The organism is Neisseria sp. P0022.S009 (assembly GCF_051956675.1).
In the GTDB taxonomy this organism is placed as follows: Bacteria; Pseudomonadota; Gammaproteobacteria; order Burkholderiales; family Neisseriaceae; genus Neisseria.
In genome coordinates, this window is record NZ_JBQCXE010000004.1 from 34,554 (window position 1) to 60,257 (window position 25,704).

The 25,704-nt window shown below is 50.9% G+C and carries 23 protein-coding genes; 9 read left to right on the forward strand and 14 right to left on the reverse strand.

Annotated features, from left to right (window positions below):
* Positions 1-93: 93 nt before the first annotated feature.
* Positions 94-2,109 carry a TonB-dependent receptor plug domain-containing protein gene (locus ACTHUG_RS06830; RefSeq protein ID WP_440386448.1) on the reverse strand — a complete coding sequence of 672 codons (2,016 nt, stop codon included), beginning with the start codon at positions 2,107-2,109 and terminating at the stop codon, positions 94-96.
* A 422-nt stretch (positions 2,110-2,531) separates the two neighbouring features.
* On the opposite strand from ACTHUG_RS06830, the gene groES reads away from it, so the two are divergent.
* From groES to groL, 3 genes are read left to right on the forward strand one after another with little or no spacing between them, the layout of a single operon-like run.
* Positions 2,532-2,819 (forward strand): co-chaperone GroES, encoded by a 288-nt coding sequence (groES, locus tag ACTHUG_RS06835; protein ID WP_003744509.1) that lies wholly within the window; start codon positions 2,532-2,534, stop codon positions 2,817-2,819.
* Between the two features lie 39 nt (positions 2,820-2,858).
* On the forward strand, positions 2,859-3,224 hold the full coding sequence (locus ACTHUG_RS06840; RefSeq protein ID WP_440386449.1) for an Imm51 family immunity protein: 366 nt from the start codon (positions 2,859-2,861) through the stop codon (positions 3,222-3,224).
* A 60-nt stretch (positions 3,225-3,284) separates the two neighbouring features.
* Positions 3,285-4,919 (forward strand): chaperonin GroEL, encoded by a 1,635-nt coding sequence (groL, locus tag ACTHUG_RS06845; protein WP_049322649.1) that lies wholly within the window; start codon positions 3,285-3,287, stop codon positions 4,917-4,919.
* A 299-nt stretch (positions 4,920-5,218) separates the two neighbouring features.
* Here groL and katA read toward each other — a convergent pair whose 3' ends face one another.
* From katA to accB, 4 genes are all read right to left on the reverse strand, one after another.
* Positions 5,219-6,733 (reverse strand): catalase KatA, encoded by a 1,515-nt coding sequence (gene katA / locus ACTHUG_RS06850; protein ID WP_440386451.1) that lies wholly within the window; start codon positions 6,731-6,733, stop codon positions 5,219-5,221.
* Between the two features lie 248 nt (positions 6,734-6,981).
* Complete coding sequence (gene accC, locus ACTHUG_RS06855; protein ID WP_150537155.1) at positions 6,982-8,343, reverse strand: acetyl-CoA carboxylase biotin carboxylase subunit; 1,362 nt, start codon at positions 8,341-8,343, stop codon at positions 6,982-6,984.
* A gap of 29 nt (positions 8,344-8,372) precedes the next feature.
* Complete coding sequence (locus tag ACTHUG_RS06860) at positions 8,373-8,564, reverse strand: YqaE/Pmp3 family membrane protein (protein WP_003680299.1); 192 nt, start codon at positions 8,562-8,564, stop codon at positions 8,373-8,375.
* A gap of 71 nt (positions 8,565-8,635) precedes the next feature.
* Positions 8,636-9,091 carry an acetyl-CoA carboxylase biotin carboxyl carrier protein gene (accB, locus tag ACTHUG_RS06865; protein WP_049347847.1) on the reverse strand — a complete coding sequence of 152 codons (456 nt, stop codon included), beginning with the start codon at positions 9,089-9,091 and terminating at the stop codon, positions 8,636-8,638.
* A gap of 357 nt (positions 9,092-9,448) precedes the next feature.
* Here accB and queA point away from each other — a divergent pair, with 357 nt between their 5' ends.
* A complete protein-coding gene (gene queA / locus ACTHUG_RS06870; protein ID WP_440386452.1) occupies positions 9,449-10,477 on the forward strand; it encodes a tRNA preQ1(34) S-adenosylmethionine ribosyltransferase-isomerase QueA in 1,029 nt (342 codons plus the stop codon).
* A 115-nt stretch (positions 10,478-10,592) separates the two neighbouring features.
* Positions 10,593-11,222 carry a hypothetical protein gene (locus tag ACTHUG_RS06875; RefSeq protein WP_049347850.1) on the forward strand — a complete coding sequence of 210 codons (630 nt, stop codon included), beginning with the start codon at positions 10,593-10,595 and terminating at the stop codon, positions 11,220-11,222.
* 82 nt (positions 11,223-11,304) lie between these two features.
* Here the strand turns inward: ACTHUG_RS06875 and gyrB are convergent, their stop codons facing one another.
* The 4 genes from gyrB to ACTHUG_RS06895 form a co-directional block, all read right to left on the reverse strand.
* The gene (gene gyrB, locus ACTHUG_RS06880) at positions 11,305-13,695 is read right to left on the reverse strand and encodes a DNA topoisomerase (ATP-hydrolyzing) subunit B (RefSeq protein ID WP_440386453.1); all 2,391 of its coding nucleotides are present in this window, start codon (positions 13,693-13,695) and stop codon (positions 11,305-11,307) included.
* Positions 13,696-13,890: 195 nt separating this feature from the next.
* Positions 13,891-14,778, reverse strand: coding sequence for a 50S ribosomal protein L11 methyltransferase (gene prmA / locus ACTHUG_RS06885; protein WP_254343529.1), 888 nt, complete (start codon positions 14,776-14,778; stop codon positions 13,891-13,893).
* Between the two features lie 89 nt (positions 14,779-14,867).
* Entirely contained in the window at positions 14,868-15,677 is an 810-nt protein-coding gene (dapB, locus tag ACTHUG_RS06890; RefSeq protein ID WP_440386454.1) for a 4-hydroxy-tetrahydrodipicolinate reductase, read from the reverse strand.
* A 9-nt stretch (positions 15,678-15,686) separates the two neighbouring features.
* The gene (locus ACTHUG_RS06895) at positions 15,687-16,082 is read right to left on the reverse strand and encodes an outer membrane protein assembly factor BamE (protein ID WP_049333683.1); all 396 of its coding nucleotides are present in this window, start codon (positions 16,080-16,082) and stop codon (positions 15,687-15,689) included.
* 151 nt (positions 16,083-16,233) lie between these two features.
* Here ACTHUG_RS06895 and fur point away from each other — a divergent pair, with 151 nt between their 5' ends.
* The 3 genes from fur (at position 16,234) to dapD (ending at position 18,638) form a co-directional block, all read left to right on the forward strand.
* Positions 16,234-16,731, forward strand: coding sequence for a ferric iron uptake transcriptional regulator (gene fur / locus ACTHUG_RS06900; protein ID WP_079453813.1), 498 nt, complete (start codon positions 16,234-16,236; stop codon positions 16,729-16,731).
* A 77-nt stretch (positions 16,732-16,808) separates the two neighbouring features.
* Complete coding sequence (gene aat, locus ACTHUG_RS06905; RefSeq protein WP_440386455.1) at positions 16,809-17,552, forward strand: leucyl/phenylalanyl-tRNA--protein transferase; 744 nt, start codon at positions 16,809-16,811, stop codon at positions 17,550-17,552.
* A gap of 264 nt (positions 17,553-17,816) precedes the next feature.
* Entirely contained in the window at positions 17,817-18,638 is an 822-nt protein-coding gene (gene dapD, locus ACTHUG_RS06910) for a 2,3,4,5-tetrahydropyridine-2,6-dicarboxylate N-succinyltransferase (protein WP_004520923.1), read from the forward strand.
* A 196-nt stretch (positions 18,639-18,834) separates the two neighbouring features.
* On the opposite strand, the gene ACTHUG_RS06915 is transcribed toward dapD, so the two are convergent.
* The 4 genes from ACTHUG_RS06915 to ACTHUG_RS06930 all read right to left on the reverse strand — a co-directional run bounded on the left by ACTHUG_RS06915 (position 18,835) and on the right by ACTHUG_RS06930 (position 24,221).
* Positions 18,835-19,629 (reverse strand): glycosyltransferase family 8 protein, encoded by a 795-nt coding sequence (locus ACTHUG_RS06915; protein ID WP_440386456.1) that lies wholly within the window; start codon positions 19,627-19,629, stop codon positions 18,835-18,837.
* Between the two features lie 38 nt (positions 19,630-19,667).
* Positions 19,668-21,470, reverse strand: a complete 1,803-nt coding sequence (rmuC, locus tag ACTHUG_RS06920) for a DNA recombination protein RmuC (protein WP_440386457.1) — start codon at positions 21,468-21,470, stop codon at positions 19,668-19,670.
* A gap of 1,030 nt (positions 21,471-22,500) precedes the next feature.
* The gene (gene mnmE / locus ACTHUG_RS06925) at positions 22,501-23,865 is read right to left on the reverse strand and encodes a tRNA uridine-5-carboxymethylaminomethyl(34) synthesis GTPase MnmE (protein ID WP_254343536.1); all 1,365 of its coding nucleotides are present in this window, start codon (positions 23,863-23,865) and stop codon (positions 22,501-22,503) included.
* A 125-nt stretch (positions 23,866-23,990) separates the two neighbouring features.
* Positions 23,991-24,221: a helix-turn-helix domain-containing protein gene (locus ACTHUG_RS06930; RefSeq protein ID WP_049344313.1), complete on the reverse strand. Its 231-nt coding sequence runs from the start codon at positions 24,219-24,221 to the stop codon at positions 23,991-23,993.
* Between the two features lie 102 nt (positions 24,222-24,323).
* Here ACTHUG_RS06930 and ACTHUG_RS06935 point away from each other — a divergent pair, with 102 nt between their 5' ends.
* Positions 24,324-24,779 carry a PH domain-containing protein gene (locus tag ACTHUG_RS06935; protein ID WP_254343537.1) on the forward strand — a complete coding sequence of 152 codons (456 nt, stop codon included), beginning with the start codon at positions 24,324-24,326 and terminating at the stop codon, positions 24,777-24,779.
* A gap of 261 nt (positions 24,780-25,040) precedes the next feature.
* On the opposite strand, the gene ACTHUG_RS06940 is transcribed toward ACTHUG_RS06935, so the two are convergent.
* Positions 25,041-25,697 (reverse strand): NAD(P)-dependent oxidoreductase, encoded by a 657-nt coding sequence (locus ACTHUG_RS06940; protein WP_440386458.1) that lies wholly within the window; start codon positions 25,695-25,697, stop codon positions 25,041-25,043.
* Positions 25,698-25,704: the final 7 nt, after the last annotated feature.

Below are 25,704 nucleotides of genomic sequence, written 5' to 3' on the forward strand. Positions count from 1 at the left end.
TAAAGTAAATCGAAATGATAACTTGTATCGGATTATAAAGCTAGATGCCGTCTGAAAACTTTTGTTTTCAGACGGCTTTTTCAAGCTGATTGCTTAGAAGCGGTAGTTCACGCTTAGGCGGACATCGCGGCCTGGTTCAGGCAGAGAATTGGCACCTGCGCGCTGGCTGTGCGGCTTGTAGTTTTTATCAAAGACATTGTTGACGGAGAAGTTGACGTTCAAGTCATCTTTGCCTGTTGGTTTCCAGTTGGCGAAGATATCGTTGACGCCGTAGCCTGCACGGACGACATTCAGAGCCACGTCAGAGCCGCGCGAGGTCGGCGCATAGCCTGCATTCTGGACATAACGTCCGCGCCAGCCGATTTCCAGATTCGGATTGTCGAATTGGTAAGACAGACCTGTCGTCCATGTACGTCCCATCGGGATGGCAGTTGTCACGATGTCGGCTGTATCGCCGTTCAGTTTCGGTCTGCTGTATGCTACGCCTGCACGTGCAGTCAGACCTTTCCAGCGGTAGGCGGCGTTCAGTTCGTAACCTCTGTTTTTCAGTTTGCCGCCGTTAAACCAAACATAGTTTTGCCCTGCTTGGCGGATAGCTTGTACATCTTTGATTTGTTGATGGAAATAGCTGCCGGACAATGTCAGGGCGGAATTCCAGTGATAGTTAAAGCCGATTTCTGCATTTCGCGAGCGTTCCGCTTTCAAATCAGGCGATGAGATAATTGATCTGGAACTCATTAAAGCTGCCTCGTACAGGCGAGGGCTGCGGGTTGCATAGTTCAGGCTGGTGTTGATGGAAAAATCAGGGGTAATGTCATAAACCAACCCGATGCTCGGATTGAGGTTGCCGTCTGAATTTTCTGTATTACTGCTGGTTTTCATTTTCCAACGGTCATAGCGCAAACCTGTGGTCAGCGTAACCGGAGAGAAATCCCAAATGCCTTCTACATATACGCCGGCATCGCTTTTCTTCTCGTTGTTTTCTCCGTTTGAGCTGCTTTTTTGAGTGCGCCAGTTTACTCCGTATTTCAGGGTATGGCGGTCAAATAGACGGCTGTCGAGATTCAGATTGGCTCCGTATGTCCGTACTTCGCCGTCCAATTCATAATTTGGATTGGGGACTTCATCACGTTTGGTGTTCAAACGGTAAACATTGGCTTTGATTTTGTCGATAAAGCCCAAGTTTCCGCCTTTGAATTCCAAGTTGGTGGTGTCTTGGGTCAGTGTGCGGTAACGCGGCGCGTTGTTGGCGGTATTCGGAATGCGGTTGCCGTTGGCATCCAAAACGTATTGACCCGTGCGGCGGTCGGTTTGGAAGACTTGCGAGAAATCGAACTCTTCGCGCAGGGCGCGTTCTCCATATTGTTTTTCTTGGCGGTGGCTTAATTCAATACGGTTGTCTTCATTGAAGCGATAGCCGATTTTGCCCAGTAAGCCGCGTGAACCCAATCCACTGTTTAAAACCTTATCGCTTCCGAGCAGATTACGGTAGCCTTTGCCTGCCGTGTATTCTTTGTCGCGTACGAAATTGCCTGAAACCAAAGCATCAAAACCGCCTGCCTGACCATAAACGCTTGCGCCGCGTGAATAGCCTTTATTGCTGCTGATGCCGGCATTGACTTTGAAACCGACGTTTTGACCTTCTCTCAGTAAATCTTTGGCTTCAACCGTTTCGGCAACAATTGCGCCGCTGGTTGCACCGATACCTGCGGAGGCAGAACCTGTACCTTTTTGCACGGCAACGACTTTTACCAATGCGGGGTCAAGCATAAAGCGGCCGTTGTGGTGGAAAATCTGGCTGTCGGTGTAGGTATCGTCAACTTTATAGTCTATTTGGTCTTGTCCCATGCCGCGGATGGTTACCCACTGCGACTGACCGTTGCCGCCACCGAAACTGATAGAGGGTTCGTTGAACAATACGTCTTTTAAATCAGTGGAAGTCGTCTCTTCCATACGTTTCGTCGTTACACGGTGTGTGGCGCTTGTGGCCTGACCTTTGACGGTAACAGTATCAAGGGTAACGCTTTCTTTCGCTTCGTCTTCCGCGTGGGCAAAGCCGGCGGCGAGTGCCAGTGAAAGCAGGCTGAATCGGAACAGGGGTGAAGTCATAGAAATTTCCTTTTCGGGATAAGTTTAATTCTTCAGTGAAAAATATTTATTAATAATAATTTCTATTTATTATTTTAAAGTTAGGATATTATTTTGTAAAGGTGTGCATAGGTTTGTACTTAACAGTGTCTTTCTCTGATTGGGACGTTTGGCGTTTGCTTTTGGTAAAAGGCCGTCTGAAAAAATTTGCCAGTTTGGCCGGCGTGGAAAATAGGGAAAGAGGGCGTGAAATTATCGTGTCTGTTTCAGACGGCTTTAAATAGAAAATTTTTACATTATTCTCTTGAATTTATCGGGTCGAACCCTAATTTGTCGCTGTGTTCAGGTAAGTTTGTCGACAAACTTGCCGCCTACTTTTTCAAACCGTATCTGCCGGATGAAGGCAGATGATTGTTTTCAAACTATTTATCGGAGCATAAAACATGACTATCCGTCCTTTACACGACCGCGTCGTCGTCAAACGCTTGGAAGCTGAAGAAAAAACCGCCTCTGGCATCGTTTTGCCGGGTGCGGCCGCTGAAAAACCCGACATGGGCGAAGTGATCGCCGTGGGTGCGGGCAAAATCGGTAAAGACGGCGCGCGCCGTCCGCTGGATGTCAAAGTCGGCGACAAAGTGATCTTCGGCAAATACAGCGGCCAAACTGTAAAAGCCGACGGCGAAGAGCTGTTGGTAATGCGTGAAGAAGACATCTTCGGTATCGTTGAATAAGATTTTTAAATATTAAGGCCGTCTGAAAAAGGGTAAGCAATGGCAGACTACATCCGTATTTCAAAGTCTGAAGATCTCAAACAGATCAGTATCCAATTCGATTGTGGACAAGATTCTGTGTTCACTTTGGGCGAAAGGATGAATGAGGCTTGTGAAGAAGCCTATATGAACGGCTACAACTGGGATGCCTTCTTCAATGCCTATTTGGGCGTTTACGCGCCTGAACTGCTTGAGAACTTGGATTCTGACCCTGAAGGCGGTTCATATTTCGCCTATTATTCGCTGACACCGGAAAATTGGGAAAAAGCTGAGAAATTCAAACAGATTGCTGTTGATTTGGTTGAAAACGAAAGCAAGATTTTCGAATTTCTGGAAAGCTACGGCGACAGTGTGGAATGGGATTGACCTTTCCAGACGGCATCATCTTTATTTTTACAGTAAAACAGATTTTTAAGGATTAAAAACATGGCAGCAAAAGACGTACAATTTGGCAATGAAGTTCGCCAAAAAATGGTAAACGGCGTTAATGTATTGGCAAACGCCGTACGCGTAACTCTGGGCCCTAAAGGCCGCAACGTGGTACTCGACCGCGCTTTCGGTGGCCCGCACATCACTAAAGACGGTGTGTCTGTTGCAAAAGAAATCGAATTGAAAGACAAATTCGAAAACATGGGTGCGCAAATGGTGAAAGAAGTTGCGTCTAAAACCAACGACGTGGCCGGTGACGGTACCACTACTGCAACCGTATTGGCGCAATCCATCGTTGCCGAAGGCATGAAATACGTTACCGCCGGCATGAACCCGACCGACCTGAAACGCGGTATCGATAAAGCCGTTGCCGCTTTGGTTGACGAGCTGAAAAACATTGCCAAACCTTGCGACACTTCTAAAGAAATCGCCCAAGTCGGCTCTATTTCCGCCAACTCTGACGAACAAGTCGGTGCGATTATCGCCGAAGCGATGGAAAAAGTCGGCAAAGAAGGCGTGATTACCGTTGAAGACGGCAAATCTTTAGAAAACGAGCTGGACGTGGTTGAAGGTATGCAATTCGACCGCGGCTACCTGTCTCCTTACTTCATCAACGACGCTGAAAAACAAATTGCTGCTTTGGACAATCCGTTTGTATTGTTGTTCGACAAAAAAATCAGCAACATCCGCGACTTGCTGCCTGTTTTGGAACAAGTGGCTAAAGCCAGCCGTCCGCTCTTGATTATCGCTGAAGACGTAGAAGGCGAAGCCTTGGCGACCTTGGTCGTGAACAACATCCGCGGCATCCTGAAAACCGTTGCCGTTAAAGCCCCTGGCTTCGGCGACCGCCGCAAAGCCATGTTGCAAGACATCGCCATCCTGACCGGCGGCGTGGTGATTTCCGAAGAAGTCGGCCTGTCTCTGGAAAAAGCGACTTTGGACGACTTGGGTCAAGCCAAACGCATCGAAATCGGTAAAGAAAACACTACCATCATCGACGGCTTCGGCGACGCAGCCCAAATCGAAGCGCGTGTTGCCGAAATCCGCCAACAAATCGAAACCGCAACCAGCGAATACGACAAAGAAAAACTGCAAGAGCGCGTGGCTAAATTGGCTGGCGGTGTGGCAGTGATCAAAGTCGGTGCCGCTACCGAAGTGGAAATGAAAGAGAAAAAAGACCGCGTGGAAGACGCGTTGCACGCTACCCGCGCAGCCGTTGAAGAAGGTGTGGTTGCAGGTGGCGGCGTAGCCCTGTTGCGCGCACGTGCCGCTCTAGAAAACCTGCACACCGGCAATGCCGACCAAGACGCAGGCGTACAAATCGTATTGCGCGCCGTTGAGTCTCCTCTGCGCCAAATCGTTGCCAACGCAGGCGGCGAACCTAGCGTGGTTGTGAACAAAGTGTTGGAAGGTAAAGGCAACTACGGTTACAACGCAGGCTCCGGCGAATACGGCGACATGATCGAAATGGGCGTACTCGACCCAGCCAAAGTAACCCGTTCTGCGCTGCAACACGCCGCATCTATCGCCGGCCTGATGCTGACTACTGATTGCATGATTGCCGAAATTCCTGAAGAAAAACCTGCTATGCCTGATATGGGCGGCATGGGTGGTATGGGCGGCATGATGTAAGGCCGTCTGAAACCTTCAGACAAAAAGCAAAACCGCACGGTAATCAGCCGTGCGGTTTTTATTTGCAGTAGAGGCATGAGATGGTGAGGGGCATGCCATGATTTACGGAGAAATAAGGGTGGCCAGTTCCATTGAATCAGAAGCAATCAAATAAACTTCATCATAAAAAGGCCGTCTGAAACTTTATTTTATGTTTCAGACGGCCTGATTAATGATCTAAACCGTTACTTTTTGTTTGAACGGCTGTATCGGACAGCTTGAGACAAGATTTCTTCAATTTCTATCCACATAATGCCTCCTTACAGCAAACCAGGTTGACCTAAAGCCGGGTCGGTCGAACGGGCGGCTTGGGCATCTTCGACAGTCAGTCCAAGGGCTTTGGCTACGCCTTCGCCGTATGCCGGATCGCAACGGTAGCAGTTGCGGATATGGCGGTATTTGATGAAGTCTGGTGCATCGCCCATGGCTGCGGCGGTGTTGTTAAACAAAGCTTGTTGTTGCTCATTGTTCATCAGCTTGAACAAGGCGCGCGGTTGGCTGAAGTAGTCGTCATCGTCTTGGCGGTAGTCCCAGTGCGCCGCGTCGCCGTTGATTTTCAAAGGCGGTTCGGCGAAGTCGGGTTGTTGCTGCCATTGGCCGAAGCTGTTGGGTTCGTAGTGTGGCAGGCTGCCGTAGTTGCCGTCGGCGCGGCCTTGTCCGTCGCGCTGGTTGCTGTGGACGGGGCAACGCGGGCGGTTGACGGGAATTTGGCGGAAGTTCACGCCCAAACGGTAGCGCTGCGCATCGGCGTAATTGAACAAACGGGCTTGCAGCATTTTGTCGGGGCTGGCGCCGATACCGGGCACAAGGTTGCTTGGTGCAAAAGCTGATTGTTCCACATCGGCGAAGAAGTTTTCGGGATTGCGGTTCAACTCGAATTCGCCCACTTCAATCAGCGGATAGTCTTTTTTCGGCCAAACTTTGGTTAAGTCAAACGGATGATAAGGCACTTTTTCCGCATCGGCTTCAGGCATGACTTGGATGTACATCGTCCATTTTGGAAACTCGCCGCGCTCGATGGCTTCGTACAGATCGCGCTGGTGGCTTTCGCGGTCGTCGGCGATGATTTTTGCGGCTTCTTCGTTGGTCAGGTTTTTAATCCCTTGCTGGCTGCGGAAATGGAATTTCACCCAAAAACGCTCGCCCGCTTCGTTCCAGAAGCTGTAAGTATGCGAACCAAAGCCGTGCATATGGCGGTAGCTGGCGGGGATGCCGCGGTCGCTCATGACGATGGTGACTTGGTGCAGGGCTTCGGGCAGCAGCGTCCAGAAGTCCCAGTTGTTTGTGGCGGAACGCATATTGGTGCGCGGGTCGCGTTTGACGGCTTTGTTCAGGTCGGGGAATTTACGCGGGTCGCGCAGGAAGAACACGGGCGTGTTGTTGCCGACCATATCCCAGTTGCCTTCTTCGGTATAAAACTTCAACGCAAAGCCGCGGATGTCGCGTTCCGCATCGGCTGCGCCGCGTTCGCCTGCCACGGTGGTGAAACGGGCGAACATTTCGGTTTTCTTGCCGACTTCGCTGAAGATTTTGGCGCGGGTGTATTTCGTGATGTCGTGCGTCACGGTGAACGTACCGAACGCGCCCGAACCTTTGGCGTGCATACGGCGTTCGGGGATGACTTCGCGCACGAAGTCGGCGAGTTTTTCATTCAGCCATAAGTCTTGCGCCAGCAGAGGGCCGCGTGGGCCTGCGGTCAGGCTGTTTTGATTGTCGGCAACGGGCGCACCATTGTTCATGGTCAGATGGGTAACAGGGCATTTAGAGGTAGTCATGATGGTTTCCTTTGCAAAATGGTCAGTGGTTTATAAAACGATTTGCCGGAAGGCATATTCGTAGCCGGTTTCTTGATTCTCATAAATTTCTTGTATCGACATTTGTTTTTCCTTTTACTTAAACTATGAAAAGAACTATACAGAAAGGTTTTGACTATTGGAACTATGAAACCGATTTAAAATAGATATAATAAATCAATTATTAAATATTATTAGTTTTAATAAATAATTTGATTGTGAAAAAAGGATTATTTATCCAGTTTGGCTTTGCGTTCTTCCAACCAATGTTCCAAGTAGTGGATGCTGACGCCGCCTTTTTGGAAACCCGGATCGCTGAACAAGTCACGGTGCAGCGGCGTATTGGTTTTGATGCCGGTAATTGCCAGCTCATCGAGGGCAACACGCATTTTGGCCATGGCTTGGTCGCGGTCTTTACCGACGACGCAGATTTTGCCGATCAGGCTGTCGTAGTAAGGAGGGATGCGGTAGCCTTGGTAGATGTGGCTGTCGACGCGGATGCCGAAGCCGCCGGGCAGGTGGCAGCTTTCAATCAGGCCCGGGCTTGGAATGAAGTTGTACGGGTCTTCGGCATTGATACGGCACTCAAACGCGTGGCCTTCGACTTGAATGTCTTCCTGTTTGTATTGCAAAGGCAGGCCGGATGCGATGCGCAATTGCTCTTGGACGATGTCCACGCCGGTGATGAGTTCGGTAACCGGATGCTCAACCTGAACGCGTGTGTTCATCTCGATAAAGAAGAATTCGCCATCTTCGTACAGGAATTCAAACGTACCTGCGCCGCGATAGCCGATGCGTTTGCAAGCGTCGGCACAGGCTTTGCCGATTTTGGCGCGTTCTTCTTCAGTGATGAACGGGGCCGGTGCTTCTTCGATGACTTTTTGGTGGCGGCGCTGCATGGAGCAGTCGCGCTCGGCGAGGTAGATGGCGTTGCCGTGTTCGTCGGCAATCACTTGGATTTCGACGTGGCGCGGACGTTGCAGATAGCGTTCCATGTAAACCATCGGGTTGCCGAATGCCGCGCCTGCTTCGGCTTTGGTCATTTCGACAGACTGGAGGAGGTCTTCTTTTTTCTCGACGACGCGCATACCGCGACCGCCGCCGCCGCCGGAGGCTTTGATAATGACGGGATAACCGACTTTATCGGCGATTTTGAGGATTTCTTCGCCGTCGTCCGGCAATGCGCCGTCAGAGCCGGGAACGCAAGGCACGCCGGCTTCGATCATGGCGTGTTTGGCGGATACTTTGTCGCCCATTAGACGGATGGTATCGGCTTTAGGGCCGATGAAGACAAAGCCGGATTGTTCGACTTGTTCGGCAAAATTGGCGTTTTCGGCGAGGAAGCCGTAGCCGGGGTGGATGCCGTCGGCTTCGGTGACTTCGGCAGCTGCGATGAGGGCCGGGATGTTGAGGTAGCTTTGTGCGGATGCGGCAGGGCCGATGCACACGGATTCGTCGGCGAGTTTGACGTGCAGGCTGTCTTTGTCGGCTTCGGAATGGACGGCGACGGTGGCGATGCCCATTTCACGGCAGGCACGCAGGACGCGCAGGGCGATTTCGCCCCGGTTGGCGATCAATACTTTTTTCAGCATGATAATCTTTCCGGATGGTTCAGACGGCCTCAGCGGCCGCCTAATGCGTTGCGGATTTTTTGGTCGGTTTTGTATTGGCTCAAAGCGTAAACCGACCACATGGCTGCCGGTATCCAGCCAACCAGCGTACATTGCAGAATCAGACAGATGATGCCTGCAAACGGACGGCCGATGGTGAAAAACTGAAGCCATGGCAAGAAAATAGCCAAAATCAGACGCATGGTTTGTCCTTGATGAACAGAAAAAGGAATTTCAGACGGCCTTAAAGATAAAGGCCGTCTGAAAAAACGGATTATTCAATGATGAAGAGCGGCTCGCCGTATTCGACCGGAGTACCGTTTTCAACCAGAATTTCTTTAACGACACCGGATTTCTCGGCTTCGATTTCGTTCATCAGCTTCATGGCTTCGATGATGCACAAAGTATCGCCGGCTTTGACTTGTTGGCCGACTTCGACGAAAGCGGCGGCGTTCGGGCCGGGGGCACGGTAGAACGTACCGACCATAGGCGATTTTTGCGCGTTGGACAAATCGCGAGCGGCAGGGGCGGCGGCCGGAGCGGCTGCAGCCGGAGCAGCGGCAGGTGCGGCAACCGGAGCTGCGGCAGGTGCCGGAGCAGCATAAACAGGAGCTGCGGCGGCAGTGGTACGCGTAATGCGGACTTTTTCTTCGCCTTCGGTAACTTCAATTTCTGCAATGCCTGATTCTTCGACCAAATCAATCAGTTTTTTTAATTTACGCAAATCCATTGCTTTTCCTTTTTTGCGCGGCATATAAAGTGCATATTAGGTATGCGCCGCAGTGGTTTTAGATGATTTCCTGATACGTCGGAAGGCAGGTTTGCCATCCGGCGTTTAAATAATGTCGGAACAGGGCGGAGCCTGAAAAATGAATCCGGTTATTTTCCCGAACTTGTCGGTAAATGTCCAGTAAAAGATAGAAAAAAGGCGTTTTTCGGCGAAAAAAGAAAGGAACGCTGATTTTCGTTAAAAAGTGATTTCCCCAAGAGCGTTTATTCTAATTTATTGGTTTTTCGACAAAACATGCCGTCTGAAAACCCACTTTGCGCGTATAATGGCGCCTGTTTTTTTAAATTATGCACGACAATGGATATTTCCGATTTTGATTTTGAATTGCCCGAAAAACTGATTGCCCAGCATCCGCCGGAAGTGCGCGGCAGCAGCAGGCTTCTGGTTGCCTTGCCTACATTGCCGATTGAAGACAAACATTTCGGCGATTTACCCGATTATGTCGCACCGGGCGATGTGCTGGTGTTTAACAATACTAAAGTGATGAAGGCGCGCCTGTTCGGCCAAAAAGCCAGCGGCGGCAAAATCGAAGCCCTGATTGAACGGGTATTGGACGCGCATACCGCATTGGCGCATATCCGCTCGTCCAAATCGCCGAAACCGGGTACAGAATTGATTTTTGAAGGCGATATCCGCGCCGTCATGCTGGAGCGCGCAGAAGAATTGTTTTGCCTGAAATTTGAAGGTGAGCAAACCGTTTACGAACTTTTAGAGCAAAATGGCCATCTGCCCTTGCCGCCTTATATCGAACGCGCGGCCGATGATGAAGACGACAGCCGCTATCAGACCGTGTACGCCAAATATCAAGGCGCAGTGGCTGCGCCGACGGCAGGTCTGCACTTTACTGATGAATTGTTGGGCCGTCTGAAAGCCAAAGGCGTAGAAACTGCGGAAGTAACCCTGCATGTCGGTGCCGGTACATTCCAACCCGTGCGCGTCGATAAAATTGAAGAACACAAAATGCACAGCGAGTGGTTTGACGTACCGGCCGAGACCGTTGCCGCCGTTGAAGCCGCCAAAGCGCGCGGCAATAAAGTGTGGGCAGTGGGCACAACCTCCATGCGCGCCTTGGAATCCGCCGCACGCGAAACAGGCCGTCTGAAAGCAGGTCGCGGCGATACCGATATTTTCATTACGCCGGGCTACCGCTTCAATGTTGCCGACCGATTGATTACCAACTTCCACCTGCCCAAATCAACCTTGCTGATGCTCGTCAGCGCGTTTTCGGGCATGGAGCATATCCGCAGCGTTTACCGTCATGCGGTGGAACAGGAATACCGCTTTTTCAGCTATGGCGATGCGATGATTTTGGGGAAAACGGAATAAATCGGAAACGGATTGGAGCGTTTCAAACGGGGTATTTGGATTGTCTCGAATCCGAATCAGTTGGAACGCTCTACTAGAATAGGCGGCTTAAGTAAGTTGCCTAAGGGTCAAATTAATGGATGAGAAAAAAATAGATTTTTTGCTGTATAGCGTACCGGAAAATGTGGACTATACGACGATTCCTGAAGAGCTTGACTTGGAGGATGTGCCGCAAGAGAGGATAGATGGATTAATCGAATTGCTATCCAATGAAAATGAGGTATTGCAATTTGATTCAGCGCGCCTGCTTGCTCACTGGGGTATTGATGAAGGCTTTGATACTTTGGTTTTGATGTTTGAGAAAGGGGAGGCAGAGGGAATGATTGATCATCGTTTACATGGTTATGATGATACAGATCGGCATATCTTGTCTGCTTTTATCAGTTACTGGGCATCTAAAGCAGATCAGAGTCAGCAAAAAGGTGATGATGCACGTCAGAAAATCTTTCCTCCTGTGGCTAGAATTATTCGTAAAGCATCATCGGCAGATTTTTCTATCAGTGAGTTGTTTTGGCTGGTCACGAAAATGCAGTTTATAGAGTATGTGCCACTCATTAAGGAGTATCTACAGCATATTATTGACTATCCAAGTAAACGGTATTGGGAAATCCATGATACTGTAAAATCATTATTAGAAATAGAACCGCAATTTATTCATGATTTACTTGAAAGTAAAAACAAAAAGTTATCGGACTTTGGATTATAAAAAGAATATTGTGAATAAAATACAAAAAAACAAAAAGGCCGTCTGAAAATCGTTTTTCAGACGGCCTTTTATCTTTCCATGCTTAGGCGTCAATGTTTTGTGCCAGCAGGGCGTTGTTTTCGATGAAGGCGCGGCGCGGTTCGACTTCGTCGCCCATCAGGGTGACGAACACTTCGTCGGCGGCAATGGCGTCTTCGATGCGGACTTTCAGGAGGCGGCGGACGGTGGGATCCATCGTGGTTTCCCAAAGTTGTTCCGGGTTCATCTCGCCCAAGCCTTTGTATCGTTGGATGGACATGCCTTTTTGGGCAACGCTCATCAAGATGTCCAAAGCGGCTTCAAAGCTGTCGATGTCGTATTCGTTGTCGCCTTTGTAGAGCTTCGCTCCTTTACCGACCATGCCTTTGAGTGCGGCGGCGGTTTGGGTAAGGGTTTGATAAGCTTTGCTGTTGAGGAATTTAGGCTCGAGGTAGCTCACCATCACATTGCCGTGCAGCTTGCGTGTGATTTTGATGAACTGGTGTCCTTCGTGGCCTTCGATGCGTTCGAGTGCGACTTCTTTTTCGTCCAAGAGGCCGCTCAATTCGGCAACGGCGCGGTCTGCGCTTTCTGCTGTACTGAGGTCGACCGGCGAAGCGTGCAGCATGGCGTGCAGGACGAGTTCGTCAATGATGCGGCTTTCTTGCTCGATGACGGTTTTGGCCAACAGGAATTGTTTGGCGGTATCGGCAAGCTCTTCGCCTTCGATGGTGCGGCCGTCTGAAACGATTTTGGCTTTTTCCAAGGCTAGACCGAGCAGCCATTGGTCTTTTTCCAATTCGTCTTTGAGATAGCGCTCTTGTTTGCCGTATTTGGCTTTGTACAAAGGCGGCTGGGCGATGTAGATGTAGCCGCGTTCGACCAGCTCGGGCATTTGGCGGTAGAAGAAGGTCAGGAGCAGGGTGCGGATGTGCGCGCCGTCCACGTCGGCATCGGTCATGATGATGATGCGGTGGTAGCGCAGTTTTTCGGCATTGAATTCTTCTTTGCCGATGCCTGCGCCTAGAGCGGTAATCAGCGTGGCGACTTCTTGGCTGGCCAGCATTTTTTCAAAACGTGCTTTTTCGACGTTCAAAATTTTACCTTTGAGCGGCAAAATCGCTTGGAATTTGCGGTCGCGGCCCTGCATGGCGGAGCCGCCTGCGGAGTCGCCCTCGACGAGGTAGAGTTCAGACAGAGCAGGGTCTTTTTCTTGGCAGTCGGCCAGTTTGCCCGGCAGGCCCAAACCGTCCATCACGCCTTTGCGGCGGGTGATTTCGCGGGCTTTTCGTGCGGCTTCGCGCGCGCGCGCGGCATCGACGATTTTGCTGGTGATGATTTTGGCTTCGGTCGGGTTTTCTTCAAGGAAGTCGGTCAGGGCTTGGTTGATGACTTCGTTGACGACGGGGCCGATTTCGCTGGAAACCAGTTTGTCTTTGGTTTGCGATGAGAACTTCGGATCGGGCAGTTTGACGGACAACACGCAGGTCAGGCCTTCGCGCATATCGTCGCCGGCGGTTTCCACTTTGGCCTTTTTGGCCACTTCGTTGGCTTCGATATAGTTGTTGATGGTACGGGTCATCACTTGGCGCAGCGCGGTCAAATGCGTACCGCCGTCGCGTTGCGGAATGTTGTTGGTGAAACATTGCACGCTTTCTTGGTAGCTGTCGTTCCACTGCATCGCGCATTCGACGCTCATGCCGTCTTTTTCGCCGAACGCGTAGAAGATTTTTTCGTGCAACGGTGTTTTTTTGCGGTTCATGTATTGCACGAAACCTGCCACGCCGCCGGAAAGGGCGAAGCTTTCGTGTTTGCCGTCGCGCTCGTCAATCAATTCGATGTCCACGCCGTTGTTCAGGAAGGAAAGCTCGCGGATGCGTTTGGCAAGGATGTCGAAGCTGTATTCGACATTGCCGAAGGTTTCCGCACTGGCGAGGAAGCGCACGGTCGTGCCTTTTTTGTCGGAATCGCCGACAACCTTCAACGGCTCTTCGGTTTCGCCGCGTACGAAGCGGACGAAGTGTTCTTTACCGTCGCGGTAGATGGTCAGCGTTACCCAGTCGGACAGTGCGTTGACGACGGACACGCCCACGCCGTGCAGGCCGCCGGAGATTTTGTAGCTGTTGTTGTCGAATTTGCCGCCTGCGTGCAAGACGGTCATGATGACTTCGGCGGCGGAGCGGCCTTCTTTCGGATGGATGCCGGTCGGCATACCGCGGCCGTTGTCGGCCACGCTGACGGAATTGTCGGCATGGATGGTTACGGTGATTTTGTCGCAATGTCCGGCGAGCGCTTCGTCAATGGCATTGTCAAGCACCTCGAACACCATGTGGTGCAGGCCGCTGCCGTCCTGCGTGTCGCCGATATACATACCGGGGCGTTTGCGTACCGCTTCCAAGCCTTCCAGCACTTGTATGCTGTCGGCGCCGTATTCTTCGTGTTTTTGGTCAGTCATGGTCTTTTCTTGCTGAATTTCAAGGAAATTTTCCGTGCGCGCAATGAAATGTCAAACGAGCGCGGCGGATGTGTTCCGAAAGGTCAAAATAATAGGCAATTATACCTGATTTTGCTGGAATATTCAGCGTTTTAAGTGCAAAAAGGCCGTCTGAAAGCTTAAATTTCAGACGGCCTTTGTATCGGAAAAACAGCTTTAGCGTTTGACGCCGCTCAATCGCGCCCAGCCTTCTTCGATTTCTGCAGGCTCGATGTCGAACCATTGGCTGTAAATGCCGCTGAGTTCTTCGACTTGTTCGTCCAAAAGGCCGGACAAAACAATGCGGCCACCTTGTTTGGTACGCGCGGCAAGCATTTCGCCGAGCATACGCAGCGGGTTGGCCAGAATGTTGGCGACAACGACATCAAATTGGCCTTGCGGCAGGCCGTCCGGCAGGTAGAACTGCGCGTCGACGTTGTTTTGTGCGGCATTGTCTTTGCTGGCGCGGATGGCTTGTTCGTCAATGTCTACGCCGATGGCGGAGCCTGCACTGAGTTTGAGGGCGGCAATGGCCAAAATGCCTGAGCCGCAGCCGTAGTCCAACACGCTTTCGCCGCCTTTGAGCTGCGTGTCCAGCCATTTGAGGCAGAGGCGGGTGGTCGGATGGCTGCCCGTGCCGAAGGCAAGGCCCGGGTCGAGTTGCAGGTTGACGGCGTTGCCGTTGGGCGCTTCGTGCCAAGACGGGGTAATCCACAGGCGGTCGGAAATTTGAATCGGGTCGAATTGCGCTTGGGTCAGGCGCACCCAGTCTTGATCTTCAAGGATTTCGCCGGTGTATTTCAAATCGTTCAAACCGCATTCCTGCGCGGCGGCTTCGATAATGGAAGTGGCGTCGTCGCTTTCGCCGAAAAGGGCAATGACTTTGCTTTGTTGCCAGATTTGCTCGGACGGCATGCCCGGCTCGCCGAAAATGGCCTGCTCGTTTTCTGTACCGGCGTAGGCATCTTCAATGGCGGCGGACAATGCGCCGTGTTCCATCAGCGCGTCGGCAAGGCGTTCGGCGACGGCATCGTTGACGTTGATGGTGATTTGTTGATAGGACATGGTGGGGCTTTCTTTTTAATAAGGCCGTCTGAAAATCGACGTTGTGCTTTCAGACGGCCTTGTCAGGTATGAAACCTGATGATGCGGGTTTATCGGTTTTTCAAACCCAGTACGTCTTGCATATCGTACAGGCCTTTTTTGCCGTTTGCCCAAACTGCGGCGCGTACGGCACCGGCGGCAAAGGTCATGCGGCTGCTGGCTTTGTGGGTGATTTCCACGCGCTCGCCGTCGGTGGCGAAGAGGGCGGTGTGGTCGCCGACGATGTCGCCTGCGCGGACGGTGGCAAAACCGATGGTGGACGGATCGCGCGGGCCGGTATGGCCTTCGCGGCCGTAAACGGCGCATTCTTTGAGGTCGCGGCCGAGTGCGTCGGCAATGACTTCACCCATGCGCAACGCGGTGCCGCTGGGGGCATCGACTTTGTGGCGGTGGTGGCCTTCGATGATTTCGATGTCGTAGCCTTCGTTCAACACGCGGGCGACGGTGTCGAGGATGTGGAAAGTGAGGTTGACGCCGACGCTGAAGTTGGCGGCAAAGACAACGCCTATTTTTTCGCCTGCGGCTTGGATGGCGGCTTTGCCTGCTTCGTCAAAACCGGTCGTGCCGATGATGATGTTGACGCCTTTTTCCACGCATTTTTGCAGGTGTTTCAGGGTTGGCTCGGGGCGGGTAAAGTCGATCAGGACATCGCTTTGAGCCAGTACGGCATCCACGTCGTCTGAAATGGCAACGCCGGTTTTGAGGCCGGAGGCGAAGCCTGCATCCAAACCCAATACTTCCGAACCGGAATGCTCGAGTGCGCCGGAGAGGACGGTGTCGGGATGGTTGTTGACCGCTTCAACCAAAACGCGGCCCATGCGGCCGTTGACGCCGGCGATGGCGATTTTCAATGCGCTCATGGGGCTTCCTTATTGCGGCTTGGTTTCGGTGGTCGGAACGATGTTTTGTCCGGCTTGAACCGCTTCGATGGATTTCTGAATGGCATCGCCTTCGGCGCGTGCGAGGACGTCGTTTTCAAAGTACAGGGTCAGGTTGCTTTGTTCTTTGATGATGCCGTTGCGGCTGGTGTTGAAAGTGTAATCCCAGCGGTCGGCATGGAAGGCGTCGCGCAGGAGCGGCGTACCGAGCAGCAGTTGGACTTGGTCGCGGGTCATACCTTGGCGCAGGGAAACCACGGCGCGAGGATTGAGCTCGTTACCTTGAATGATTTTGAGTTTGTAGGATGGAAAGTTGGATACGCGCTCGGCACTGCATGAGGCCAGACCTAAAATAGCGGCGATGGCAAGGCATAAGGCTTTATTCACGGGCTTACCTTTCTGTGTCATTTCGGGAAAGATGTTTATCATCGCTTGAATATTTTTAAAAAGCAAACGATAATCATCTTCTTAATTTTTCTTTTCGCCGATTTTCAATTGCAAGACCGGCGGCAGATTGCCGCCCTTTAACGGCCCAATAGTGGGCAAACGGGCGGAAAGTGCGTATTATAACGGTTATTACCTTACAGGGATATTGAATATTATGGAAAAATTCAGCAACATTGCGCAATTGAAAGACAGTGGTTTGAAAGTTACAGGTCCGCGTTTGAAAATTTTGGACTTGTTTGAAACTCATGCCGAGGAGCATTTGAGTGCGGAAGATGTATACCGCATCCTGTTGGAAGAGGGCGTGGAAATCGGCGTGGCGACGATTTACCGTGTGCTGACCCAGTTTGAACAGGCCGGCATTTTGCAACGTCACCATTTTGAAACCGGCAAAGCGGTTTACGAATTGGACAAAGGCGACCACCACGACCACATCGTCTGCGTGAAATGCGGTGAAGTAACCGAATTCCACAATCCGGAAATCGAAGCGCTGCAAGACAAAATCGCCGAAGAAAACGGTTACCGCATCGTCGACCACGCGCTGTATATGTACGGCGTATGCGGCGATTGTCAAACCAAAACCAAACGTTAATCAGTTGGTATGTTGATTTTTCAGACGGCCTTGGGCATTTTCAGCTTGAGGCCGTCTGAAACTTTATGGGCTTTGCGATGAAGATTCCTTTACTTGCGCCACAGGATTATCGTTTCCCCGACCCGTCTTACGCTTTGGCAGAATGCGACGGCTTGGTCGGCGTCAGCGGCGATTTGGATACGGGGCGGCTGTTGTCGGCGTATGGGCAGGGGATTTTTCCGTGGTTTAGCCGCGACGGTTGGTTTTTCTGGTATGCGGTTGCTCCGCGAGCCGTGATTGTGCCGGAAAGCCTGCATATCGGCCGTTCGCTCGCCAAAACTTTGCGCCACAAGCCGTATCGGGTAACGGTCAACCGCTGTTTTGAAAAAGTGATTGCCCATTGTGCCGATGTGCCGCGTCCGGAACAGGACGGAACGTGGATAGAGCCTGCGTTTCAGACGGCCTATTTGAAGCTGCATCATCAGGGGCATGCGCATTCGTTTGAATGTTGGCTGCCGGATGAGCAAGGCAAAATGCAGTTGGCTGGCGGATTTTACGGCGTGCAAATCGGCTGCGTGTTTTATGGCGAGTCGATGTTTGCTTTGCGTCCCGATGCGTCCAAGATTGCATTTGCCTGCGCCGTCCCGTTTTTGGCGGATTTGGGCGTTGCGCTGATAGACTGTCAGCAGGATACCGAACATATGCGCCGTTTCGGTTCGCAGTTAATGGATTTTGCCGACTTTCAGACGGCCTTGAAGGATTGGAACGCGAAACCGTTAAAGCGGAATATCGAATGCGGTGTGGTGGCTGAAAATCTGTTGCAAAAGATTGGCGATAATTGATTTATCGGCACGGCGTGTGTCGGCAGAATCGACAGCTTGCATATCGTAGCTGGAAAATTAGTTAGAAAATAAATGCTATTCCATTCACTTGAACAGGCCGTCTGAAAATCTTGGCTTAGCCGAAATCCGGCCGTGTAACGCTCGGCGCTAATCATGTTAATAGCTGACGAAATCGCTTTTACATGGCAAAATAACGAGTTAAATATTTGTAATAGGGTGGCCTGAAAAGATTTCAGACGGCCCTGATCTCTTGAAGGAATCAACATGTCTTTGCAAAACATCATTGAAACGGCTTTTGAAAACCGTGCCGAAATCAATCCGAATACCGTTACCCCAGAAGTGCGTGAAGCGGTTTTGGAAACCATTCATCAACTCGACTCTGGCAAACTGCGCGTTGCCGAGCGTTTGGGCGTGGGCGAATGGAAAGTTAACGAATGGGCGAAAAAAGCCGTATTGCTGTCTTTCCGCATTCAGGACAATGAAATCCTCAACGACGGCGTGAACAAATACTTCGACAAAGTGCCGACCAAGTTTGCCGACTGGTCGGAAGACGAATTCCGCAGCGCAGGCTTCCGCGCAGTTCCGGGTGCGGTTGCCCGCCGCGGCAGCTTTGTGGCGAAAAATGTCGTGTTGATGCCTTCTTATGTCAACATCGGCGCATACGTTGACGAAGGTGCGATGGTCGATACTTGGGCGACTGTCGGATCTTGCGCGCAAATCGGTAAAAACGTGCACTTGAGCGGCGGCGTCGGCATCGGCGGCGTACTCGAGCCTCTGCAAGCCAGCCCGACCATTATTGAAGACAACTGCTTCATCGGTGCGCGTTCTGAAATCGTCGAAGGCGTGATTGTCGAAGAAGGCAGCGTGATTTCTATGGGCGTGTTCATCGGTCAATCCACTAAAATCTTTGACCGTACTACCGGCGAAATCTATCAAGGCCGCGTACCGGCTGGCTCTGTTGTCGTATCCGGCAGCATGCCTTCCAAAGACGGCAGCCACAGCCTCTACTGCGCAGTTATCGTCAAACGCGTGGACGCGCAAACCCGTGCGAAAACCAGCGTGAATGAATTGTTGCGCGGTATCTAATCGGATAACGATAACGCTGATTGAAGGTGGTATGCTCACTCTATGGTTAGTTTTGAACAAAAAAACAGGCAGAATGTTCTGCCTGTTTTTTTATGGCTTAAAGGCCGTCTGAAACGATTTCAGACGGCCTTTTGTTTTTGATGATGGGTTGTTTTAAGGTCAATTGAGGCAAGGGAAGGGTATTCCCTGTCTGGGACTACGCTTCCGGCCAGTCGGCGCAATAGTATTGCCAATAGATTTCTTCAAAAGGAATCTTGCCGTAATCGCACAACCATGGTTTGGCGCGTGTGGTGTAGTGGATAACGGGCGGGACGGTGTCAGGTTTGGGGAATATTTCGCCGAGATTTCGTTTTTGGAAATATTGGACTGCGCCTGTTTGAAAATTCCAAGATTCTTCCAATTGCAGCCAATTTTTTTGAAATACGGTGTTTAGAAAGCATTGGTCGCCGTAGGGAACGGATTTATCAATGGTGGTAGCAGTTTGCAGCAGTTGCGCTGCGATATTGTGTTCCCGCCATTGCGCCAGGTCGACCAACAACATACCGGAATTGAAATAGGGCGTAGTGTGCAGGCCGGTCGGGTGATTCCATTCGGTACGGGCAAGAAAGGAGTCTTGTACCGCCGCAACGGGATAACCGTGCATATCGAGGTTGAACAAATCGTGTAGGGATTGGGTAACCACCATATCGCTGTCGAGATACAGGGCGCGGTCGACAGGCAGATGTTGCATCATCAGACGGAAAAATGCGGCATCCGAAATATGGGGTAGGCGGCGATATTGGCTGAAGTCCATCTCGATTTTGACATCATTCAGACGGCTGCCGCTGGCTGCGAGCTTTTGGTTGGTATAGTCGATCCATTCCCGCCTGAAGGTATTGTGCATGAGGTAGAAATTGACATTTTTGTTGTGGGTACAGACGGACTTCATCAGTGTATGAACCTGCTCGGCATAGCCGGTATCGGCGGCAAGGACGATGGTGATGTTGCTCATTGGTTAAATTCCCTTTATTTGCAATGCCTTAAATTTTATTAGTCATTTTCTTGGTCTTGTGCGGTCGGTAAGGCGGCGTGGTCTTCGTTTTCCAACATGGCTTTTTTTAATAAATCGCGTTGCAGCTGTTTGCCGGCTTTGATGCCCAATTTGCGCAGTTTTTCAGTGCTGCTGATGAGGTTGCCCCTGCCGGAAACCAAGCGGCTGTAGGCCGTCTGAAACTGGGATTGTGCCTGACCAAGCGCTTTATTGATGCCGTCCATGCTTTCGACAAAGCCGACAAATTTGTCATAAAGTTTGCTGCCTGCCTCGGCAATCGCCAACGCGTTTTGGTTTTGCTGCTCGTTGCGCCAGATGTTGGCAACGGTGCGCAGGGTGGCGAGCAGGGTGCTGGGGCCGGTCAGCATGATGCGTTTGTCAAAACATTCTTGGAAGAGGTTCGGATCGTGTTGCAGGGCGAGGAGGTAGGCCGGTTCGACAGGGACGAACATAAAGACGAAGTCCAGCGTTTTGACGCCTTCAAGGTCGGTGTAATCTTTTGCTGCCAAGCTTTTGATGTGGGCGCGGATGCTGGCGACGTGGTTGGCAAGCTCGCGCTCTGCTTCTGCGCCGGTACTTTGCGTATAGCGGACATAGGCGGTCAGCGATACTTTGGAGTCGATGACGATTTGTTTGTTGTCAGGCAGATTGATGAGGACGTCGGGCTGAAGACGGCGTTGGGTGCCGTCTGCTTCGTGGCGGATGCTGGAAGCTTGAACGATGTATTCGCGGCCTTTTTGCAGGCCGGAATTTTCCAATACGCTTTCCAAAATCATCTCGCCCCAGTTGCCTTGAGTTTTGTTTTGCGTGCCGGTCAGCGCGGTGGTCAGCGCTTTGGCATCGTGGTGGAGCTGGGTATTGAGGGTTTGCAGGCGTTTGAGCTCGTTTTCGATGGTCAGGCGTTCTTTGGCTTCTTTTTCATAAGTCTGCTGAACCAGCTCGCTGAAGCCGTGTATGCGTTCGTTGAGCGGATTGAGCAGTTGTTGGAGATGGTCGTGGTTTTGCTCGGTAAAGCGGCGGCTTTTCTCTTCCAAAATAGTGTTGGCGAGGTTTTGGAACTGGTCGCTCAGGTTTTTACGCGCATCTGCCAGCAGGGCCAATTTTTCTTCGGCGGCCTGACGGTCTTTTTCCGATTGGGTATTGAGGCGCTCGTTTTGGACTTGAAGCGCGTGGTTTTGCTCCAAAAGGGCGGCGTATTCTTGTTTCAGACGGCCTTTTTCGGCTTCCTGTTGCTGTAAAAGGCTGTTTTTGTCGTCGATATTGGCTTTTTCTTGCGTCAGTTGTGTGGAGAGGCGCTCGTTTTGGACTTGCAGCGCATGGTTTTGCTCCAAAAGCGTGTCGTAGTCTTGTTTCAGACGGCCTTTTTCCGTTTCTTGTTGTTGCAAAAGCGTATTTTTATCCGCACTCAAGGCATGCTCTTGAACCAGTTGCGTGTTTAGGCGCTCATTGTTGATTTGCAGGTTTTGCGCACTTTGCTGCCATTTTGCACATTCGTGTTTTAAAGCTTCGGCTTCGGCCTCGCAATCTTGCAGATAGGCAATTTGTTTTTCGGCCGCGGCAAAGCGGTTGCCCGTCTCCTGCAATTCGTCTTGCAATTCCTGCACGGTATGACGGCTTTGCGCCAAGTCCGCCGCAGTCTGAGCCTGCACCTGTTCGGCAAACTCATGCAGGCGGCGGGCTTCGGCCAATTCTTGCAAAACGGTAAAGTGTCGGCTTTGGGCTTGGTAGCGTGTTATCAGCCAAGCAAACAGCGCGCCGATAAAAAATGCGGCCGCGCCGGTCAGGATTAGGGTGATGTTCATGCTGGAAATAGTCAATACGCAGAATGTTTCACTATATCATATATTTGCAACGCATTTTATGGTCGGATATGCGCTAGAAACGTGTGTTTTCTTTAAAAGAAGCTATCAAAGGTATTGGTTTTGACTAATTGAATATTTTTGTTGTAAAAAATATAAATTTATAAAATATTGAATTTTAAAATATATTCTATTTAGAGTGCAATTTTGCAACAAAAAAAGTGGGATTTTATGGGGGGAATGAAACACGTTTGTAGTGCGTATGTAATCAAGACATCGGTGTCATTTGGTAAGACATCGGTGTCATTTTCAAAAAATAATATAAATTAACAAAAAATATTGGTATGTTTGATTTTTGCGCTATATATTTACGATTAATCTGTATTAGTTTACATTTAAAACGGTATGATTCGCCCTGTCGGTAGCGCAGATGCCGATGAAAAAATGTGTATGTTGTTAAATAACATTTTGTTTCTATGAAAAAGGATTAATGAAAATGGGAAATTTAATAACGCTTGCTGCCGCTTCTTTAATCGGTATGTCCGGAATATCGGCTTCTGCCATCGGCATCTCCCGTAATATCGAAACGGCTGTACACAAATAATTCAATTATAAACGAATCAATTACAATACCTTAGAAAACGCAACTTAGGCCGTTTTTCGGCCGACAGACAAGAAAGTGAGACAAACAATGAAAACTTTAATCAAACTGGCTGCAGCCTCTTTAATCGGCATGTCCGGCCTGACCGTCGGTGCAACCAATATCGCCCACAATATGGCTGATGCCGACAAATAAAAACACACAACGCTTCCTCAAATAAATACACAGAAAAGAGTTAAAATGAAAACATTAATCAAATTGGCTGCGGCTTCTTTGATCGGTATGTCCGGTTTGACAGTTGGCGCAACCAAAATCGCAAAAAATATGGCAGAAGCTGCCAATAAATAAACGCAAGTGAAATTAAGCTTGTTTTGGTGATAAAAAAGGCCGTCTGAACATTCAGACGGTCTTTGTATTTGATGGCAAACCGTTTTATTTGCCGATGCAGAAGCGCGAGAAAATCACGCCCAGCAAATCGTCGGCGGTAAATTCGCCGGTGATTTCGCTGCAGGCGTTTTGGGCGAGGCGCAGGTGTTCGGCGAAAAGCTCGATTTGGTTGTTGTTGCAGAGGGCGGCGTTTTCCAGCTCGGCTTCGGCTTCGTGTAAGGCGTTGAGGTGGCGGCTGCGGGCGAGGAACAGGCTTTCGCTTTCGCCCTGCCAGCCGACTTCCTGCAACAGCGCGTGTTTGAGCAAGTCGAGACCCGCGCCGGTTTTGGCGGACAGGCTGATGACGGTGTCCGCGCCGGTTTGCGCGAGGCCGTCTGAACGGACGGCAACGGGTTCGCCGGTCAGGTCGGCTTTATTGTGGATTTCGATTTTTTTCAAACCTTCGGGCAGGCTGTTCAAAATAGCTTGGGTTTTGGCGTTCACGCCTTCGCGCGGGTCAATCAGAATCAGGGCGACATCGGCTTCGGAAACGGCTTTGCGGCTGCGCTCGATGCCGATTTGTTCGACCACGTCGTCGGTTTCGCGTAAGCCGGCGGTGTCGATGATGTGGACGGGCACGCCGTCGAGGGTGATTTGTTCGCGCACGGTGTCGCGGGTGGTGCCGGCGATGTCGGTTACGATGGCGATGTCGTCGCCCGCCAAGGCGTTGAGCAGGCTGGATTTGCCGACGTTGGGCGCGCCGACGAGGACGACGTTCATGCCTTCGCGCAAAATCGCGCCTTGTTCCGCGCTGGCGAGCACGGTTTTCAGACGGCCTTGCAGGGCTTGGAGCTTGCCGCGCGCGTCGGCGGCTTCGAGAAAGTCGATGTCTTCTTCGGGGAAGTCCAGCGTAGCTTCGACCAACATCCGCAAGGTAATAAGGTCGTCCACCAGCTCGTGGATGTGTTGGGAAAACGCGCCTTTGAGCGAACGCAACGCCATGCGTGCGGCGGACTTGCTGGAGGCGTCGATGAGGTCGGCGACGCTTTCGGCTTGGGCAAGGTCGAGTTTGTTGTTGAGGAAGGCACGTTTGGTAAATTCGCCCGGTTCCGCCATGCGCGCACCCAGTTCGAGGCAGCGCGAGAGCAGCATATCCATCACCACAGGGCCGCCGTGTCCCTGCAATTCAATCACGTCTTCGCCGGTAAAGCTGGCGGGGGCGGAGAAGTAGAGCAGGATGCCGTTGTCTATCGGCTGTCCGTCGCCGCCGAGAAAGTCGGTGTAAAGCGCGGTGCGCGGTTTGGGCGTTTTGCCGCCGCTGAGGGTTTGCGCCAAAGGCAGCAGGTTTTTGCCGGAAAGACGGATCACGCCGACGCCGCCGCGTCCGGGTGCGGTAGCGATGGCGGCGATGGTGGGTTGGGATGCGGACATGAGAACTCGCGTATAGGTAAATTTAATGGGCGTATTATAGCAAAAGGCCGTCTGAAACTTTGGGTTTTGGGGTTTCAGACGATCTTTTTAGCAGATTGGCAATGTGGGCGTACTACTTGAACGGTTCAAGTATTTTTAATTTCCAAATCATCCGGCAGTAAGTCGTGTACGGAACAGTTTAAAGCAGAAGACAGTTGATATAGTTTATCAACCGTTATGTTGACCTCCCCCCTTTCTATTCTACCCATATAGCTTCTGTCTATATCGGCAAGTAAGGCTAAGCTTTCTTGGTTGATATTGGACTGTTTGCGGATTTCTCGGATTTTTATACCTATCAATACACTGATTTTACTCATGAGATTTGTCTTCACAAATCTCAAAATATCCAATTTTGACGCTTATTTATCCACGGATTATAATCCGTATTTTTGGAAAATACCTAATGTGGAGAACGTCAAATGGCAAGTTATATTGAAAGCTCTTTAGGGCAGAATGAACGTATTGTTTATAAAGCACAAGTATCGTGGCTGTCCCAATTCGGACGATTGGTATTTGGTGCATTGTTTGCGCTGTTGATAAGAGAGATTCCAATTATTGGAATAATCGGCATATTGTTTATTATTGTGGCTGTGCTGAATGTTATGACAACGGAGCTTGCATTGACCAATAAAAGACTGATCGCCAAAGCTGGCTTTATCCGTCGGCAAACAATTGAATTAAATATCGATCGCGCTGAAAGTCTTTCTGTAATCCAAGGTTTTTGGGGCAGGATTTTCAATTATGGCTCCATAGTGATCAGGGGGATGGGCGGCAGTCATGCTCCGATTCCTTATATCGCCCGACCAATGGAGTTCCGTCAACAATTCAATGATTTTATAGATAACGAAATTGGTGGGGCTCGAAAATCAAATTGAATTAAAACCACCTGTCGTTTGGGGCGGATGGAAACGGTGTTTTTGGTTTGATATAGCCAAATTACTTTATTTTCGATACGCAACTTACCTATTGCCGTCATTTCCGCGCAGGTGGGACTGACGAGGTTGGAAGCCTTGAAATATCGAAAGTTAGTTATGTTTGCTATAGCAAAATTGTAATAAAATATTTTTTCCTATCGATCCGAATATGAAAAGGCCGTCTGAAACTTTGGGTTTCAGACGGCCTTTAAATGGAGGCGGTTAAGCGGCGGCAACGGTAAAGCGTTCAAACAAATGCGCTTTGTTTTCCACATCGTCGGCGATGGCGACTGCCAAATCAGCCACGCTGATGCCTGCCGGAATTTCACCATCCATCAGCAAATCGTCTTTGCCCAAGCGGTATTTGCCGGTTTTGTCTTCGCTGAAGCCGCCGTCCGCACCCAGTCGTGCAGGAGGGGAAACGAAAGACCAGTTCACGTCGCGGCGCGGCAGGAGTTCTGCCAAGAGATGGCGTGCGGCATTGGCGCCGTCGTAAATGGCTTTGGGGAAATCGGGCGTATCGATAACTTGCAAACCGGGCGCGACATACAGGCTGCCCGCGCCGCCGACAATCAAGAGATACGGCACTTGCGCTGCTTTTGCCGCTTCGACGATGCTGTTTGCGCCGCGTGTAAAATCCGCGCCGATGTTGGGATTGGTCCATCCCGGGTTGAACGCGCTGACCACGGCGTCAAAGCCTGCCAGCTTGTCGGCGAAGTCCGCCGCGTTGACATCTGCGGAGACGGCGGCAACATTTTGCGCTTGGAACACTTTGTCTGTGTTGCGGGCGAAAGCGGTTACTTTATGACCGCGGCCTGCTAATTCTTGAACGACTGCGTTGCCGACATAACCTGTTGCACCGATAACTGCGATTTTCATATTTAAC

What these genes read in the sequence shown, in the direction of transcription:
- ACTHUG_RS06830 (WP_440386448.1), bottom strand. Translation starts at nt 2,109, where the DNA reads ATGACTTCACCCCTGTTCCGATTCAGCCTGCTTTCACTGGCACTCGCC.
- groES (WP_003744509.1), top strand. Translation starts at nt 2,532, where the DNA reads ATGACTATCCGTCCTTTACACGACCGCGTCGTCGTCAAACGCTTGGAA.
- ACTHUG_RS06840 (WP_440386449.1), top strand. Translation starts at nt 2,859, where the DNA reads ATGGCAGACTACATCCGTATTTCAAAGTCTGAAGATCTCAAACAGATC.
- groL (WP_049322649.1), top strand. Translation starts at nt 3,285, where the DNA reads ATGGCAGCAAAAGACGTACAATTTGGCAATGAAGTTCGCCAAAAAATG.
- katA (WP_440386451.1), bottom strand. Translation starts at nt 6,733, where the DNA reads ATGACTACCTCTAAATGCCCTGTTACCCATCTGACCATGAACAATGGT.
- accC (WP_150537155.1), bottom strand. Translation starts at nt 8,343, where the DNA reads ATGCTGAAAAAAGTATTGATCGCCAACCGGGGCGAAATCGCCCTGCGC.
- ACTHUG_RS06860 (WP_003680299.1), bottom strand. Translation starts at nt 8,564, where the DNA reads ATGCGTCTGATTTTGGCTATTTTCTTGCCATGGCTTCAGTTTTTCACC.
- accB (WP_049347847.1), bottom strand. Translation starts at nt 9,091, where the DNA reads ATGGATTTGCGTAAATTAAAAAAACTGATTGATTTGGTCGAAGAATCA.
- queA (WP_440386452.1), top strand. Translation starts at nt 9,449, where the DNA reads ATGGATATTTCCGATTTTGATTTTGAATTGCCCGAAAAACTGATTGCC.
- ACTHUG_RS06875 (WP_049347850.1), top strand. Translation starts at nt 10,593, where the DNA reads ATGGATGAGAAAAAAATAGATTTTTTGCTGTATAGCGTACCGGAAAAT.
- gyrB (WP_440386453.1), bottom strand. Translation starts at nt 13,695, where the DNA reads ATGACTGACCAAAAACACGAAGAATACGGCGCCGACAGCATACAAGTG.
- prmA (WP_254343529.1), bottom strand. Translation starts at nt 14,778, where the DNA reads ATGTCCTATCAACAAATCACCATCAACGTCAACGATGCCGTCGCCGAA.
- dapB (WP_440386454.1), bottom strand. Translation starts at nt 15,677, where the DNA reads ATGAGCGCATTGAAAATCGCCATCGCCGGCGTCAACGGCCGCATGGGC.
- aat (WP_440386455.1), top strand. Translation starts at nt 16,809, where the DNA reads ATGAAGATTCCTTTACTTGCGCCACAGGATTATCGTTTCCCCGACCCG.
- dapD (WP_004520923.1), top strand. Translation starts at nt 17,817, where the DNA reads ATGTCTTTGCAAAACATCATTGAAACGGCTTTTGAAAACCGTGCCGAA.
- ACTHUG_RS06915 (WP_440386456.1), bottom strand. Translation starts at nt 19,629, where the DNA reads ATGAGCAACATCACCATCGTCCTTGCCGCCGATACCGGCTATGCCGAG.
- rmuC (WP_440386457.1), bottom strand. Translation starts at nt 21,470, where the DNA reads ATGAACATCACCCTAATCCTGACCGGCGCGGCCGCATTTTTTATCGGC.
- mnmE (WP_254343536.1), bottom strand. Translation starts at nt 23,865, where the DNA reads ATGTCCGCATCCCAACCCACCATCGCCGCCATCGCTACCGCACCCGGA.
- ACTHUG_RS06930 (WP_049344313.1), bottom strand. Translation starts at nt 24,221, where the DNA reads ATGAGTAAAATCAGTGTATTGATAGGTATAAAAATCCGAGAAATCCGC.
- ACTHUG_RS06935 (WP_254343537.1), top strand. Translation starts at nt 24,324, where the DNA reads ATGGCAAGTTATATTGAAAGCTCTTTAGGGCAGAATGAACGTATTGTT.
- ACTHUG_RS06940 (WP_440386458.1), bottom strand. Translation starts at nt 25,697, where the DNA reads ATGAAAATCGCAGTTATCGGTGCAACAGGTTATGTCGGCAACGCAGTC.